This is a genomic window from Clostridioides sp. LIBA-7602 (genome assembly GCF_056688945.1).
On the sequence record NZ_CP196991.1, the window covers coordinates 492,235 to 507,921 of the forward strand.

The following is a 15,687-nucleotide window of genomic DNA, read 5'->3' on the forward strand; positions in this document are numbered from 1 at the left end:
GTATGGTTCTATTATTTATTTAATAAAATCTGATTTATTTAATAAAGTATGAAATATAAATAGAAATATATTGTTTAAATAATAGATAGAATAATAAATATGACTGGATTATAGGATTTTGCCTATAATCCAGTCTTTTATGTGTAAAATTTAATTATGAACCTTGCGCCACCATTATGACAATTTTCTGCATGTAGAGTTCCATTTTGACGTTCTATAATAGACCTTGATAGAGCAAGTCCTATACCAATACTGTCTTTATGAGCATTTTTACCACGATAAAATCTATTAAAGATATATGGGAGTTCTTCCTGAGAAAATCCCTTACCATTATCCTCTATAATAATTTCAGCATATAGAGGGTTTTTGCTGTAATAAGCAATAATATGTCCACCATCTTCTATATGTTCACTACAATTTTTAAAAATATTCAAAAGAGCTTCTAACGTCCAATTAATATCAACTTCAAATTCTACTGAATCGGAACCTTCGATAGAAAGTGTTTGATGTTTTTCTTTTAAAGAATCTTCTATAGGCTCAACTGCATAAGTAAGGAGAGAATATATATCTATAAGTTTTCTTTCAAATATTAAAGTACTTGCATCCAATTTTGATAATATAAGTAAAGATGAAACCAATCTCTCAAGTCTTGAGATTTGATTTGTAAGCCTATGAATATAATCTATTTCCTCATCAGAGCAACTTTCTGAAAGTAGTTGTGCCATAAGTGACATAGAAGTAATTGGAGTCTTAAGCTGATGTGCAATATCTGCAAGATTATCAGAAAGGGTCTGCCTTTCTTTTAAAGCAAATTCCTTTGAACAACGAAGCTCTCCTACTGTTTTGTATATCTCATCTTCAAGGTGAGAAAATTCATCTTCACATCGTAAAAGCAAAGACTCTTTTCCTGAGTTTACTTCTTCTAAGTATCTAGTAAGATTGTTTATTCTATTCATTTTTTGTATATTTTGCCTACATTTAATTATATATACTACTAGAGCTATTGTTGAAATTATAATAAATGAGACTCCTAAAAAGTAAAAAAAGTTTTTACTCCAAAATGTATTTTTAGAATATCCATACTTTAATAAAATCTCATTTCCTATTTTAAAGTCATTGTTACCAGAATCTTTTAGAGATTTTAGTATATATTCTGTAGACTTAGGATTTAACTCGTATGATGCACCAATAGCTTTAGACATCATCTTATATTCATCAAAAGAAGTTACAGTTGTTAGAATTACACTTAACAAAATAGTTATAGCTAAGCAGAATACTATAAAAACAAATGTATTATTGATATTTTTTGGAGTTTTCACTAGCTGTCCTCCATTCTATATCCTATTCCTCTTAATGTTTTTATACAAGGTGGATTTTTTAATTTTTCCCTAAGACGCTTTATTGTTACAGTAAGAGTATTGTCATTGACAAAGTTGCCATCTACATCCCATAACATTTCTAGTAACTTTGTGCGAGTCATAGCTTTATTTTTATTTTCCATCAAGCTCAAAAGAAGTTTATATTCTCCTGCTGTCAAAAGTACTTCAACATTATCTAAATATACTTTGACTTCAACTTTATTTAATTTTATATTTTCGCATGTAATAGTATTGTTAGTTTCAGAATGAGTTCGTCTAAGAACTGCATTAATTCTAGATTGGAGTACTGAAAGCAAAAATGGTTTAACCACATAGTCATCTGCTCCCATATCCAATCCATGTATAATATCTTTTTCATCATCACGGACTGTCAAAAATATTACTGGAGTATTTTCTATACTTTTGATATACTGACAAAATTCATATCCAACACCATCAGGTAAATTTAAATCAAGCAGAACCAAATCAATAGTTTTATCAAAGTTTTTCTTAGCTTCAGCAATTGTATTATAACAACATATTGTGTGATTTTTCTTTTCAAGAGAAGTTTTTATCCCAAATGTAATTGTATCATCATCTTCTAGAAGTAGTATTTTAGCCATTTACTTTAAATCCTTTCTTAGTTTAAATTAGTAGCTTTAGACTTAATATTTTATCATACTGGAAATAGGGAAAAATATCATTTAAGTAATATAAAATTTATTTTACAAACTTAAGTCTAAGCTTTAAGTGAATCTATCAAAAGAAAAAGTGTTGTTTCAATAAATTTATCCTCATCTATATTAAAATTATTTAGGTATGATTTTCCTGTGACAGATAATAAATTAAAAAATCCTGTAAGTGTAAATATTGATGAATACATGAGAGTAGGTATTTCAATATCATACCTAATACTTCCATCATTTTTCCCAACTTCAAACATTTCTTGAATTTCATTAAACATAAATTTATTAAAAGAAAAAAACTTATTCCTAAATGGCATTTCTGTATTTGAGTTTTTAGATTTTATAATACCAATCATTCCCATAAGGGATAGAAGGGATGGTTCCGTACAGTAAAATTTATGAAATGCAAAGTATGAAAACTTTATTTTTTCAAAACCTGTTTTACCCTTTGCACTCTCTATTTCAATACTATCCCAAAGTCTCTTATATCCTCTTAAAACAACCGCAAAAAATAAATCCTCTTTACATGAGAAATATTTATATATGGTGCGTTTAGTGTATTCGACTTCTTTTGCCAATTCGTTCATAGTTGTATTATCAAATCCATTAAGACAAAATAATATTTCTGCCTTATTAATAATATCATTTTCTTTTTGTATTTTTTCTTTATCTCTTCTTGATAATTCTGACATATAAATTCTTCCTTTCTATTGATAATAATGTATACCGATGGTATACTTATGTAACTGTAATATATTTATATACCGATGGTATACTTTTATAAAAATAAAATTGATATCAGGGAGTATAGATATTTATAACTTCACTAATTAATTATATAGGCAAAATACTAAATAGGGGGAATTTATTTATGAAAATAACAGAAAATGTATTAATGTTGGATAGTACTCGTGGCTCAAATTGTTTTATTGTGTTTGATGAAGAAATTACTCTTATAGACACAGGACTTCCTTTTATGGGTAATAATATGATTAAAGAATTAAAAAGACTTGGGATTCAACTTACAGATATTAAGCACATTTTACTAACACATCATGATGTTGACCACATATCTAATATTAAGTTATTAAAAGAACATACAAGAGCAGAAGTGTGGGCTCATATAGAAGATATACCTTTTATTACAGGAGAGAAGGATAGACTTGGATTCAAAAAGTTTATTGGAAAGACAATTTCTAGAAGAATTATTAAGGATATTAAACCTTATGGAGAAAATATGAAGGTTGGAAATATACAAATTATCCATACTCCTGGTCATACTCCAGGACATGTATGTATGATTTTTGAAGACGTATTATTTGCAGGGGATTTAGTTAAAAATAAGAATGGCAGTATAATTCCTTATCCTAATCTTTGGAATTGGGATTCTAAAAAGATGATGAAATCTATAAAAGAGTTAGATAATTTAAAATACAAATGGATATGTATGTCTCATGGGACTCCTTGTATTAAATAAAAAATAGCAATTTATAACATATATCCTATATCCTATATTATCTATTGACTATATCCAACATTGGTGATAATATAATATCCAAGATAGAGTATAGGAGGTGAATTTTATGATACGAACTTTAATTTTATACTATTTAAATATTAAACCAACGCATGGGTATGAGATTCAAAAATTTCTACAGGTGTCTGGTGCAGATAGATGGACTAAAATACAGTCTGGGTCAATATATTATGCGTTGACAAAATTAGAAAAAGATGGAGCAGTTAGAGTTTTAAGAGAAGAAAAAACTGGTGCTAGAATTCGTAAAATTTATGAGATTACTCAAAGTGGCAAACTAGAATTAAAGGAAGAGACACAAAAAGAACTTCAGATGCCAATAGTTCCAACAGGTTCAAATAAATTCCTGTTACATAATATTTTGGATATATTACCTAAGGATACTTTACAAAAAAATCTTGAAAAACACATAAAATATTTGATAGAGCAGAAGAGGTATTGGGAAAATTGGAAAGAGATTAAAAAAATTGATAGCAAGAGTCTTGTAACAGAAAAAATTGCATTTGATATGACAATAGACAATCTAAATTATCAAATACTATGGCATGAAGAAATACTAAATAATCTTGATAAGTATATATCTGTTGGTTGCGAAACGCAGAACATAATTAAATCTATAGACTTTTCCAATATAGAAGAAAATTTTTTATTTACATCTGAAACAACAAATGAGTTACTTGAAGTTCAGAAACTTAGGGATGAAATAATTGATAATCCAGATAAAGCTATAGAAAACATAGATAAAATAATATTAAAATTGCAAAATAAGCAGTAAATTTTATTATAATAACACGAGTACAATACTCGTGTTTTAAAAAAGTAATATATACAACGTTGGATATATAATATTGGTTAAAAATTGAGGAGGATTTTATAAATGAGTAATGTATTGTTAGAGATTGAAAGTTTATGTAAGAAGTATAACGATAAAGAAGTTGTATCAGGAGAAAGTTTTAAGGTATTGGAAGGAGATATTTTAGGTTTTATTGGACCAAATGGAGCAGGTAAAAGTACATCTATAAATATGTTTACTACAATTGTATCTCCAGACACTGGAAATATATATTATAAAGGAAAAGATATTGATAATCAACAAAATACTTTTAAGCGTTCACTTGGTGTTGTCCCACAGGAATTAGCTATATATGAAGATTTAAGTGCATATGATAATGTTAAATTTTTCTGCTCGTTATATGGATTTAGAGGTAGTGAACTTAAACGTCGAACTAAAGAAGCTTTGGAGTTTGTTGGACTATGGGATAGATATAAGGAGTTTCCAACAAAATTCTCTGGCGGAATGAAGCGTAGGCTAAATATAGCTTGTGCAATTGCACATAGCCCAAAAATTCTCATCATGGATGAACCAACAGTAGGCATCGACCCTCAATCAAGAAACAAAATTATGCAAACAATCAAAGATCTTAATGCTAGTGGCACAACAGTTATATATACTAGCCACTATATGGAAGAGATTGAAACTTTATGTAATAGAATTGTTTTAATAGATAAAGGGGTGATTATAGAAGATTTAGATAAGAGTTTATATAAAAATAAATATTTAAAATTTGGTTGTAAGACATTAGAAGATATTTTTCTATATCTTACAGGTACAGATTTAAGAGACTTGGAGGGATAAAGAGATGAGATGTTTTTTACCATTATTCAAATTAGGAGTGAAACGAAGAAGTAAAGATTTTTTTGTTTTATTTTACAATATTGTTTTTCCAATAATAATTATAGTGTTATTAGGCTATTTGACATCAAAATCTTATGGTGAGGATTTTACATCATATAACTATTATACTATTGTCACAATACCATTTTGTGTCCTTATGGGAATCATTAGTGTATCTTATGCAGCACAAGATGAAAAAATTTCTAGCACATCATATCGTTATATGATTTCTCCTATTTCAATAGCAGATTTAGTTCTTTCAAAACTTTTCTCTTGCACAATAGTACTTTCACTATGTAATTTGCTAACCTTGGTGTTATTAAGAGGTATATTTAAGATGAGTTTTGGAGGAAATTTTTTAGCTGTTATTTTTCTATTAATGTGTGAATCAATTGTAGTATCATCTATAGGTTTGTTTTTGGGACTTGTTTGTAAAAATTTAGATATGTTACGTAATATCATTAATATACCAATAGTGATTTTTGGTTTTTTGGGAGGAGTATTTTTTCCAGTTAGCTCTCTAAATTCAGTCATTTCATTAATAATCCATATATCACCATTAACATGGATTAATAGAGCTATAGTTGCTTGTATCTATGATAATAATTTACATCTCCTTTTTAATATATCATGTATATTTATAATCATAAGTATATTGATGACTATATTTACAATTAAGTTTTTTAAGAAGGAGGTCTTTATATAGTGAATTTAATAAATATTTTTAAGAATAATTTAAGAAGGAATATGAATAAAAGATTGGTTTTTCTAGTTACAATTTTATTTCCTATAATTGTAGTAATTCTTGGGGTATTGGCAAATTACATAAGTAAACCATCTTTCAATATTGGTATTTTAAATGACTATAAAAACGAACAAATTCTAAATGCATCTGAAAAAAGAATATATGAAAATACAATAATAGCTCTAAAAAATACTCAAGGAATAAATGTAGAGACTGCAGACCTTAAAACAGTTAAAACTGATATTATAACTGGAAAGTATTCAGCTGTTATACATTTTAATAAAAATGATTTTAAATTATACTCTATAAAAGATAAAGATACAAATAATACATTAAAGTATTTAATAGAAAGATATAAAAAAGAACCAACGACTATAGATATAAATAAACTACAAGAAATTTCTTTAGGAGCTTTACAAAGAATAATTGCATTTATTGTGTTGTTTTTAATGATAACATCCACTGTAACAGCATCTATGATTATTAAAGATAAAAATTCAGGTATATTTACAAGAATACTCTATTCTCCGCAAAATATAAAAGGATATGTGTTAGGGAATATGTTATACAACTTTACAATAACATATTTTCAATACATAGTTTCAATATCCATAATTAAGTTACTTAATATTGATATTGGAATGGATTATATAGAACTAATTTTTATAGGGGTGTGGATATCAGCTTTAGCAACTTCTTTTGGAACATTTGTATCTTCTTTATTCAATAAAGAGATGTATGCAAATTTATTTTCTACATGTATATCACTTATATTATCACTTATTGGTGGTTCATTTATTCCAATTGAGAAAATGCCAACAATGTTACAAAAAATTAGTATTATAAGTCCAATGCGATGGTTTATCAGTTTTGTGACTTATGTAGAAGAGAGAAAAGGAAGTTTTTTCAATATGAATTATATTTATATTTTAACATTCATGATAATAGTTTTAATTTTATTAGCTATGAAACTTACTCAAACAAGTAAGTATTTAAGTCGTAATAATTGACTAATATAAAACTTTGTATAATACAAAAAAGCCAATAAACTTTAATTTTTAAAAGTTATTGGCTTTTAGTATTGTATCTAGGCCTTTTGTTTAATTTAAAATAATAGAATATAAATTCTTAGTATAACCATGACTTAGTATCAAAGCACATTTTTTGGATATCATCAATAAAGCAACTTACATGGTATCCATCAGTAGATGCATGATGTACGGTTATAGAAAGAGGTAGAAGTATTTTTTCATCTTTTTGATAGTATTTACCTGCTTCAATTGTAGGGAAAAAATAATTTTCAAGACCATGATTGTGTACAGTAAAACTCTTAAAATTAATCCACGGAATACAAGAAACTGTATAGCAATTTTTTGGTGGATTTGGTTTTGCTAGAAAACCATGATTTTTTCCGTACTCTTTAATGTCTGCCAAATAATTTTCATAGAATATCGAAAAATCTTTATCATATTCTGTCCATATTGATGAAAAAGTATTATTATCATCATGAAAAATTGCATAGAATGGTGTTAATGTACTCCAATAGCCAAGTTCATTTTCATCATATGCAATTTTTAATTCTTTATATAGATTTAGGCAAGTTGTTATTATGTATAAATATGCTGGATAAAATTTAATATTTCTTTTTTTCGTTTCATTAAGTAAATTGGTAATATCTATTTCTATAGTCAAATCAAATCCTACATTCGTCATTTTTGAGAAATAGTAAAAATGTGTATATCGTTCCCAGTTTTGTAAATCAATTTTATGGAATTCTTGTTTACTCATATAAAATCACCATATCCTTTATAATATTTATTTGATTATCAATATCTTCATTTGTAAGCTTCAAAACAGGAGAAGATGTTTTCATACTATCAAATAAAAACATTATGTGTATTGCAATTTTTTTAGAATCACATTTTTTAAATTCACCTTTAGATTGTCCATAATCGATTAAATTTGAAAGCATTGTGATAGCTGAATTATATCTTTTATTCATATAATAACGTTGGTCTTTTTCTACAAAAGCAAATTCATGTATTGCAAAATTTAAACCACAATATTTATTATTTATATCATTTTTTTGTTGTTGTAAAAAATATTCTAACATATGCTTAGCTGATGTATTTTCTTTGATACTTTTATCTAATAAACTTTGAGAATTATCTTTATGAGTATTTAATATACTGATAAAAATTTCTTTTGTTGAATTAAAGTGTCTATATAGTCCACCACGACTTAAGTTACATGCTTCACAAATATCTTTCATTGTTACATTGCTGTATCCTTTCTCAGAAAATAACATTATTGATGTATCAATGATAAATTGTTTGGTTTGCTCTCCTTTTGTTGACATATCTTGTACCTCCTTTTTAACGACACAGGTGTCTCTTTTAATTATGAGACACTTGTGTCGTTTTGTCAATGCAAATTTATTCACTTTAAAATCACTGGATAATACTGTAATATTAATTTATAAAATGACTGGACAATGCAATAGGATTGATTTACTTTTAAATTGATGTAAAGAGTAATTAAGTACTAATAATATTATTGACTTTTAAAACTTACGTGTGTAATATATAAGTTACTATTAATTATATACTGCTTATATATTTTGATGGATAATTAAAACATAATAAAACCATAGAGCAGTTATGTTCATAAGATTATTTTAAATTTAAAGCTTACATGTGTAATATATTAAATGGTAAAGGTGGTTTGTATGAGAAAAAATAAAAAAACAAGAAGAATGATAGTTTTCGGTTTTCTAATTTGTCTATTTACAGTTATTGTTGCTTTTTCAGCGAAATTTATATTAAATGGACTCAATAAAAGCAAACCAGATGAAGTGTTTAAGCAATATATATCTTTTGCAAATGAAAGAAAATATGAAAAAATGTATGATTTGTTAGATGAAAAGAGTAAGTCAGAAAATAAAAAAGAAGATTTTATTTTAAGAAATAAAAAGATATATGAAGGAATTAACTCACACAATATGAGTGTCAAGATTAATAATATTAAAAAAGAAAAAGGTAATGACAAAATAATAAAATATGATTCGAAGATGGATACTTTGGCAGGAGAAATTTCATTTTCAAATGAAGTACTACTAACTAGAGATAGACATAAAAATTATAGAATAAAATGGCAGTCAGATGTTATATTTCCAGAACTTGAAGAAGATAATACTGTAAGAATATCAAAGCTTAAAGCTAAGAGAGGAAGCATTTTAGACAGAAATGGTGTAATGATTGCTGGTCAAGGTCTTGCATCTATGGTAGGGTTAGTTCCTAAAAAAATGAGTGATAATATAGAGGACTTAAAAAAATTGTCTGCTTTACTAAATGTACCAGTTGAACAAATTCAAAAGAAATTAAAGGCATCTTGGGTAAAAGAAAATTCAATGGTACCTATAAAAACCATTGAAAAAATAGAAGAAAATACAGATGGAACTGTAAAAGAAAAGGATAAAGAGTTGCAAGACTCACTTCTTAGTATTCCTGGAGTTAAGATATCTAATACAGAAGTCAGGGTGTATCCATTGGGTGAAAAAGCTGGTCATTTAACAGGATATGTTCAAAATGTAAACGCAGAGATATTAAAGGAAAAAGAAGGAAAGAGGTATAATTCTAATAGTATAATTGGTAAGATTGGTTTAGAGAGTTTATTGGAAGATAGGATACGTGGTATTGATGGATATGAGATTATCATAGCTGATAGATATGGAGATAAGAAAAAAACTCTAGTAACTGAGCCTAAAATAGATGGAGAAAATGTAAAGCTAACTATAGATTCAAAACTACAAAGTAAATTATATGAGAAAATGAAAAATGATAAAGGTTGTGCAGTAGTTATGAATCCTAAAACAGGAGAGATTTTATCACTTGTAAGTAGTCCATCGTATAATCCAAATGAGTTTATATTGGGGATGTCAGGAGATAGATGGAAGGAAGTCAATGAAAATGAAAACAAGCCAATGTACAATAGATTTAAAGCACGATTGTGTCCTGGGTCTTCTTTTAAACCGGTTACTGCTGGTATTGGTATAACAACAGGAAAGATTAATCCAAATGAAAACTTTGGGCATAGTGGTCTTAGTTGGCAAAAAGATTCTAGTTGGGGGAGTTATAAGGTAACCACATTAAAAGATTATGGGAATACTGTAAATATGAAGAATGCGCTAATTTATTCTGACAATATTTATTTTGCTAAAGCAGCATTAAAAATAGGTGGAGATGTATTATCAAAAGAGTTGTTAAAACTTGGATTTGAGGAAAACATGCCATTTGAATTTGGATTATCTTCTTCAAGGTTTGGTACGGACAATAAATTTGATACTGAGATACAATTAGCAGATAGTGGATATGGGCAAGGTAAGGTTCTTGTAAATCCAGTACACATGGCATCAATATACTCAACTTTTGTTAATGAGGGAGACATGATAAAGCCTTACCTTGAATTTAAAGAGAATCCACATGCTGAGTTTTGGAAAAAAGGTGTGTTTTCTAAGGAATCTGTAAAAATTATTCGTGATGACTTGATTCAAGTTGTTGAAAGTCCTAATGGTACAGGTCATAGTGCTGTGACTAAGGGAATTACTATTGCTGGGAAAACTGGTACAGCAGAAATTAAAGAATCTAAAGATGATGTTACAGGGACAGAACTTGGATGGTTCAATGCTTTTACTGTAGATGAAAACAGTGATAAACAGTATATGGCAATTGCTATGGTTGAAGACGTAAAGAATCGTGGAGGAAGCCATTATGTTATACCTATTGTTAAATCAATATTTGAAGATTAATTTTATTCAATTTGAAGATTAATCTAATTCGCTTGGGGGATAGTATTTTAGATGTATTATTTTCGAATTTGTTGGTAAATTTTAAAATAAATAAAGAGGCTGTCTCAAAATAGAGAAGAGCCTCTTTTTCATTGTTGAAATGATGAAAATGTATTTGATTTCATACAAAAAATTAAAATAGTGGCAACAATTGAGGATGTGAGGGAGAGTTGCCACTATTTTGTATAGGGTATTATATTATGTTTTTAAGCTAGTTTTACTATCTTCTATGTTTATATAATAACTCTTGTGTGTGAATTTAATAGATAATTCATATGAAAATTATGTGAAGTTTTTGGACTTTATAGTAAATGTATTAGGAGTTATAGATTTTTTTGTCATTTAATATAGATAGTGTTATTTTAGCTGCTGAACTACCATTAGAATAATCTTTACTTTGAATATTTGTAGCAAAGAAATAAGTATTTTCATTTTTTTCTACATAACCTATAAACCAACCATTTACATCTTTTCCATTTATAGTAGCAGTGCCTGTTTTACCAGAAAGTGATACTCCATCTTTTTTTGATACTAGTAATGAATCTTTTACAGTTTTTATATCTTTGTCTTTAAATTTAAACTCATTTGTATAAAAATCTTTAAGTAATTTCACCTGTTCAATAGGTGAGATTTTTAATGAAGATTCTAGCCAAAAGCGTGATATGCCTCCTGAAACATCGTAATTACCATACTTAATTTGTTTAAGATAAGTTTGTATATCTTTTATTCCTGTTTTTTTATCTATATATTGAAAATACCAATTTACAGAGTTTTCCATAGCAGAAAATAGGTCTTGGTCTTTATTCCATGAGCTGTTAGAATGATGTTTTCCGTCCCAAGGAATATATGAATTATTTCTTGTTATTATCCCATTTTCTAATCCCAACAAAGCACTATATATTTTATATGTAGAATTTGGAGAAACTCTTTTTTTACTTTTTTCTTCATTGTAAATATGATATTGATTGGATTTTAAATCATACAAAACAAAACTACCATCAAAACCTTCAAAGTAGTTACTTAGGTCTTCATACATAGTTTGATTATTTATAGGTTTATATTCTTCATTAACATCTGCCATAATGGATAGTGTAGGGCTATTTCCAAATACAATTAAAGCAATCAATGTAAAAATTAAAATGCTTTTAAACTTTAAAGCTTTTGATTCAGCATGAAAATTTGCTATCTTTAATAATCTTCTTTTTATCTGTTTTTTTGACCCACTGATATTTGATGTAAGTGTGAGATTATATGGTCTTGAAATATTATCTACAAAATTTATTAGTGTTTGTCCATATTCTATATAATTTTCTTTATCAAGTTTTTTCAAAACTGAAATGTCACATGCAATTTCACGGTCTACTCGCATTTCTTTAAGTGCACACCACACAAGAGGATTAAACCAGTACAATATTTGGAAGAAGCACATTATATAATTTACCAATATATCTCTGTTTTTAGAATGTTGTAATTCATGAAGTAAAATATATTTTATATCATTTAAAGATAATTTAGATATAGACTCATTTGGTAATATAATATGTGGTTTAAAGTATCCAAATGTAATGGGTGTATTTATGATGTGGGATTTACATAATATAAAATTCCTATTTATCCCAATATCTTTTTTACACTGTTGAAATATTGAAACTATCTCATCATCTTCTAAAATTTGTGCAGATTTTTTTATATTTCTTATTTTAAAATTACAATGAATAGCAATAACTATCATTATTGAAATACCAACTATCCATAATATTAATAATAAAATATTTAAACTGTCAAAATTAGATTGATTCAGAGATACTGAAAAATCTTTTAATGCATTTGAATTATTAATAATACTACTTGAGCTATTTTTTATTATAGAAGTATTAGCAGTATTGTTTTCAAATTGGGTAAAGCCATGTAGATAGTTAAACATATTTCCGAGATTAATATATTTAAGAGGTATAAATGGAATTATTAATGTTATAAGCAATATAAATCCAATATTATATTGGTATTTTGCAGAAATGTGCTTATTAAATATTTTTTTAGTAAATAAAATTACAATAATCAACAATGATAGGGTTAATGTACTAAATAAGAATCGGATAAAGAATGGAGCATACATATTTACTTATCCTCCTTAGTAACCCTTTTGTTTAAAATCTCTCTCAATTCCTCAATATCATCTTCAGAGAGTTTATCATTTTCTAAAAAGTTTAGTACCATAGAATTAAGAGCACCATTATAAAAACGATTTAAAAAAGAACGACTTTCTTTAGCTACATATTCTTCTTCCTCAACAAGTGGAGTATAAACGAACACTCTACTATTTTTTTCATATGTCAAAGCTCCTTTTTTAACTAATCTTAACAACATTGTCTGAATTGTTTTAGGACTCCATGTACTTATTTCTACTAGTTTTTCAATTACTTCATTAGTGCTAATAGGAGCATATTTCCAAATAATCTTCATCACTTGATATTCTGCTTCTGAAATTTGTGGTAATTTTTTCATGATATACCTCCTTATACTTACATTTGTAATATATAAAGTATATTATCATTAATTTGGTTTGTCAATTCATAAAGATAATTCATTTATAGTTGTTTAAGCAAGTGCACATAGTTAAATAGAATTATTAATTAAGCTGTATAAATACACATTTAAGTTAAATAGAATTTATATTGACAGCTAAAAATATAGTTGATATACTTATTGTTGATATAACAACTAAAATAAGGAGGTATAGAAATGATAATTACAGTTATAAATGGGAGTCCTAGAAAAAACGGAGCTACATCAAAAGTTTTGGCTTATTTATATAAAGATATAGAAAGATTAATACCAAATGTAAAAATTAATTATTTCGATTTAAGTGAAGTCAATCCATCATACTGTATTGGTTGTTTAAATTGTTATAAAATGGGGAAATGTATTAATCAAAGTGATAAAGTAGAGTATATTCATGATATAATTACTAAGAGTGATGGTGTTATATTTGGTAGCCCGACTTATGGAAGCAGTGTAACTGGGCTTTTCAAGGTATTTACAGATAGAGCACATATGATGTTGGAAAGGTTATTGTACTGTAAGCCATGTATAGCAGTTACTACATATGAAAATGCTCGAGGTTCAAAAGCGATTTCTTTTATGAAATCAATGGTCTTAGATTCTGGAGGTTACGTTTGTGGTAATTTATCTATAAAAATTGGATTTAATCAAAATCCTATAACTGAAAATGTAGAATTAAAGATACAAAAGGTATCTAAAAAATTTATTTATTGCATAGAGGAAAAGAAAAATCCACCTGTGTTTTCTCAAATTTATAACTTTATTGCTATGAATGTTTTTTTAAAGCCAATGACATTTAAAAATATTGAGCAGTATAAAGGAATAATTGATAGATGGGAGGCGCAAGGGATTATTTAAATGGAGGTAAAATGAAAGATTTTGAGAAACTATATGAGGTTACAAATAAGTTAGTAAGTACTTCGTTGAAAGTAAAAGATGATTTGAAAAAAATGTTTAAACAAAATGGATATGATATAACAGCTGATCATTATGCGTTATTAAGATTTCTATGGGAACAAGATGGAATTTCTCAGATAGATTTATGTGAAAAATCATGTAAGGATAAATCTAATACGACAAGAATCTTAGATGTTATGAAAAATAAAGGATTGATTGTCCGTAAAGTAGATGTTAAAGATAGACGTAAATTTCAAATATTTTTGACCGATTTAGGTAGAGAATTAGAAGAACCTTTAAATGAAATTGCAAGTATATACGCAGTAGAGACATTTAAATCTATTTCTGATGAAGAGTTACCTTTGTTTGCCGATATTTTAGATAGAATTGGCAAGTAAATACAAACTCTATTTTGGGAAGTCTTTTTAACTATTAATGATACAAAATGATAGAAAGAGGGATAAGAATGAGTTCTAAGATTTATTATTTTTCTGGGACAGGGAATTCTCTAGTAGTTTCAAAGACTTTAAAAGAAATGTTGAATGAAAGTAAAGAAATAATACCTTTAGCCATACATAGAAAAAAGCAAAATATAGAGATAAATGAAGATATATTAATAATTGTTTTTCCTGTTTACTTTGCTGATGCTCCTGAGATAGTAAAATTTTTTGTAGAGAAATTAAATTTCAATAATAATACTCATATATACGCTATAGCCACTTGTAATGGAGTAGCTGGACATAGTTTGTTTACTATAGATAAACTACTTAAGAAAAAGGGTAAAAAATTATCTGCTGGTTTTATAATTGATATGCCTGGAAATGCTTTGACAACACCTCTAGATGTTGAAGAAGAAAGATTGAAAAATATAACTGATAGAGTATATGAGGTCGCAAAATGTATCAATAACTTGGAGAAGGGAAGTATAGAGGGGAAAAATAATTTGAAGTCATATGTAGATAGTTTTATGCTTCGTTTGGTAGGAAAGAATATGCAAATTGCAACTACTAAATTTTTTGCAGAAAACAAATGTAATGGATGTGGGACATGTAAAAGAGTTTGTCCTGTAGATAATATAAGTATAGTCGATAAAAAGCCAAAGTGGGGTAATGAGTGTGAAAGATGTCTAGCTTGTTTTCACTGGTGTCCAAAAGAGGCTATCAATATAAAAAAATCATTTTTAACAGATAGAAAGAAGTATCATCATCCAAATGTTACTGTTAAGGATATATTTTTATATAAATAGATATATTTTATTTGTATTAATAATTATCTTATCAAATAAAATTTTAGAGCAATAGAGAGAAACATATAGCAATCTTATGGAAATATTGTAAAGAGTAATATGTAATGATACTAAGTATATTAGAGATTAAAAATAATA

The 15,687-nt window shown here is 27.1% G+C and carries 16 protein-coding genes; 9 read left to right on the forward strand and 7 right to left on the reverse strand.

Translation table 11 applies throughout. The features are described 5' to 3' along the window. Positions 1 to 137 precede the first annotated feature (137 nt). The 3 genes from ACTG45_RS02635 to ACTG45_RS02645 all read right to left on the reverse strand — a co-directional run bounded on the left by ACTG45_RS02635 (position 138) and on the right by ACTG45_RS02645 (position 2,736). A complete protein-coding gene (locus tag ACTG45_RS02635; protein WP_479919747.1) occupies positions 138 to 1,319 on the reverse strand; it encodes a sensor histidine kinase in 1,182 nt (393 codons plus the stop codon). Further along, positions 1,319 to 1,981 carry a response regulator transcription factor gene (locus ACTG45_RS02640; RefSeq protein WP_479919748.1) on the reverse strand — a complete coding sequence of 221 codons (663 nt, stop codon included), beginning with the start codon at positions 1,979 to 1,981 and terminating at the stop codon, positions 1,319 to 1,321. Before ACTG45_RS02640 ends, ACTG45_RS02635 begins: the two co-directional genes overlap by 1 nt. Before the next feature lie 116 nt (positions 1,982 to 2,097). Further along, the gene (locus tag ACTG45_RS02645) at positions 2,098 to 2,736 is read right to left on the reverse strand and encodes a TetR/AcrR family transcriptional regulator (RefSeq protein WP_479919749.1); all 639 of its coding nucleotides are present in this window, start codon (positions 2,734 to 2,736) and stop codon (positions 2,098 to 2,100) included. Positions 2,737 to 2,915: 179 nt separating this feature from the next. Here ACTG45_RS02645 and ACTG45_RS02650 point away from each other — a divergent pair, with 179 nt between their 5' ends. The 5 genes from ACTG45_RS02650 (at position 2,916) to ACTG45_RS02670 (ending at position 7,008) form a co-directional block, all read left to right on the forward strand. Next, positions 2,916 to 3,521 carry an MBL fold metallo-hydrolase gene (locus ACTG45_RS02650; RefSeq protein WP_479918047.1) on the forward strand — a complete coding sequence of 202 codons (606 nt, stop codon included), beginning with the start codon at positions 2,916 to 2,918 and terminating at the stop codon, positions 3,519 to 3,521. Positions 3,522 to 3,627: 106 nt separating this feature from the next. Further along, on the forward strand, positions 3,628 to 4,353 hold the full coding sequence (locus ACTG45_RS02655; protein WP_479919750.1) for a PadR family transcriptional regulator: 726 nt from the start codon (positions 3,628 to 3,630) through the stop codon (positions 4,351 to 4,353). Positions 4,354 to 4,455: 102 nt separating this feature from the next. Continuing rightward, the gene (locus tag ACTG45_RS02660) at positions 4,456 to 5,214 is read left to right on the forward strand and encodes an ABC transporter ATP-binding protein (protein ID WP_479919751.1); all 759 of its coding nucleotides are present in this window, start codon (positions 4,456 to 4,458) and stop codon (positions 5,212 to 5,214) included. Between the two features lie 4 nt (positions 5,215 to 5,218). Further along, positions 5,219 to 5,959 (forward strand): ABC transporter permease, encoded by a 741-nt coding sequence (locus ACTG45_RS02665; RefSeq protein ID WP_479919752.1) that lies wholly within the window; start codon positions 5,219 to 5,221, stop codon positions 5,957 to 5,959. Beyond that, positions 5,959 to 7,008, forward strand: a complete 1,050-nt coding sequence (locus ACTG45_RS02670) for an ABC transporter permease (RefSeq protein WP_479919753.1) — start codon at positions 5,959 to 5,961, stop codon at positions 7,006 to 7,008. The genes ACTG45_RS02665 and ACTG45_RS02670 overlap by 1 nt, the downstream gene beginning before the upstream one ends. 118 nt (positions 7,009 to 7,126) lie before the next feature. Here ACTG45_RS02670 and ACTG45_RS02675 read toward each other — a convergent pair whose 3' ends face one another. Together ACTG45_RS02675 and ACTG45_RS02680 are read right to left on the reverse strand one after the other, a co-directional pair. Then, positions 7,127 to 7,786 (reverse strand): CatA-like O-acetyltransferase, encoded by a 660-nt coding sequence (locus ACTG45_RS02675; protein ID WP_479919754.1) that lies wholly within the window; start codon positions 7,784 to 7,786, stop codon positions 7,127 to 7,129. Beyond that, positions 7,779 to 8,357, reverse strand: coding sequence for a TetR/AcrR family transcriptional regulator (locus tag ACTG45_RS02680; protein ID WP_479919755.1), 579 nt, complete (start codon positions 8,355 to 8,357; stop codon positions 7,779 to 7,781). Before ACTG45_RS02680 ends, ACTG45_RS02675 begins: the two co-directional genes overlap by 8 nt. A 369-nt stretch (positions 8,358 to 8,726) precedes the next feature. Here ACTG45_RS02680 and ACTG45_RS02685 point away from each other — a divergent pair, with 369 nt between their 5' ends. After that, complete coding sequence (locus tag ACTG45_RS02685) at positions 8,727 to 10,805, forward strand: penicillin-binding transpeptidase domain-containing protein (protein WP_479919756.1); 2,079 nt, start codon at positions 8,727 to 8,729, stop codon at positions 10,803 to 10,805. Between the two features lie 355 nt (positions 10,806 to 11,160). Here the strand turns inward: ACTG45_RS02685 and ACTG45_RS02690 are convergent, their stop codons facing one another. Both ACTG45_RS02690 and ACTG45_RS02695 read right to left on the reverse strand, forming a co-directional pair. After that, on the reverse strand, positions 11,161 to 12,960 hold the full coding sequence (locus ACTG45_RS02690) for a BlaR1 family beta-lactam sensor/signal transducer (RefSeq protein WP_479919757.1): 1,800 nt from the start codon (positions 12,958 to 12,960) through the stop codon (positions 11,161 to 11,163). Between the two features lie 2 nt (positions 12,961 to 12,962). Further along, a complete protein-coding gene (locus tag ACTG45_RS02695; RefSeq protein WP_021382959.1) occupies positions 12,963 to 13,349 on the reverse strand; it encodes a BlaI/MecI/CopY family transcriptional regulator in 387 nt (128 codons plus the stop codon). 237 nt (positions 13,350 to 13,586) lie between these two features. Between ACTG45_RS02695 and ACTG45_RS02700 the strand changes: the two genes are divergently transcribed. The 3 genes from ACTG45_RS02700 to ACTG45_RS02710 all read left to right on the forward strand — a co-directional run bounded on the left by ACTG45_RS02700 (position 13,587) and on the right by ACTG45_RS02710 (position 15,549). After that, on the forward strand, positions 13,587 to 14,264 hold the full coding sequence (locus ACTG45_RS02700) for a flavodoxin family protein (RefSeq protein WP_479919758.1): 678 nt from the start codon (positions 13,587 to 13,589) through the stop codon (positions 14,262 to 14,264). An 11-nt stretch (positions 14,265 to 14,275) separates the two neighbouring features. After that, positions 14,276 to 14,701 (forward strand): MarR family winged helix-turn-helix transcriptional regulator, encoded by a 426-nt coding sequence (locus ACTG45_RS02705; RefSeq protein ID WP_479919759.1) that lies wholly within the window; start codon positions 14,276 to 14,278, stop codon positions 14,699 to 14,701. 68 nt (positions 14,702 to 14,769) lie between these two features. After that, the gene (locus ACTG45_RS02710) at positions 14,770 to 15,549 is read left to right on the forward strand and encodes an EFR1 family ferrodoxin (protein WP_479919760.1); all 780 of its coding nucleotides are present in this window, start codon (positions 14,770 to 14,772) and stop codon (positions 15,547 to 15,549) included. Positions 15,550 to 15,687 lie beyond the last annotated feature (138 nt).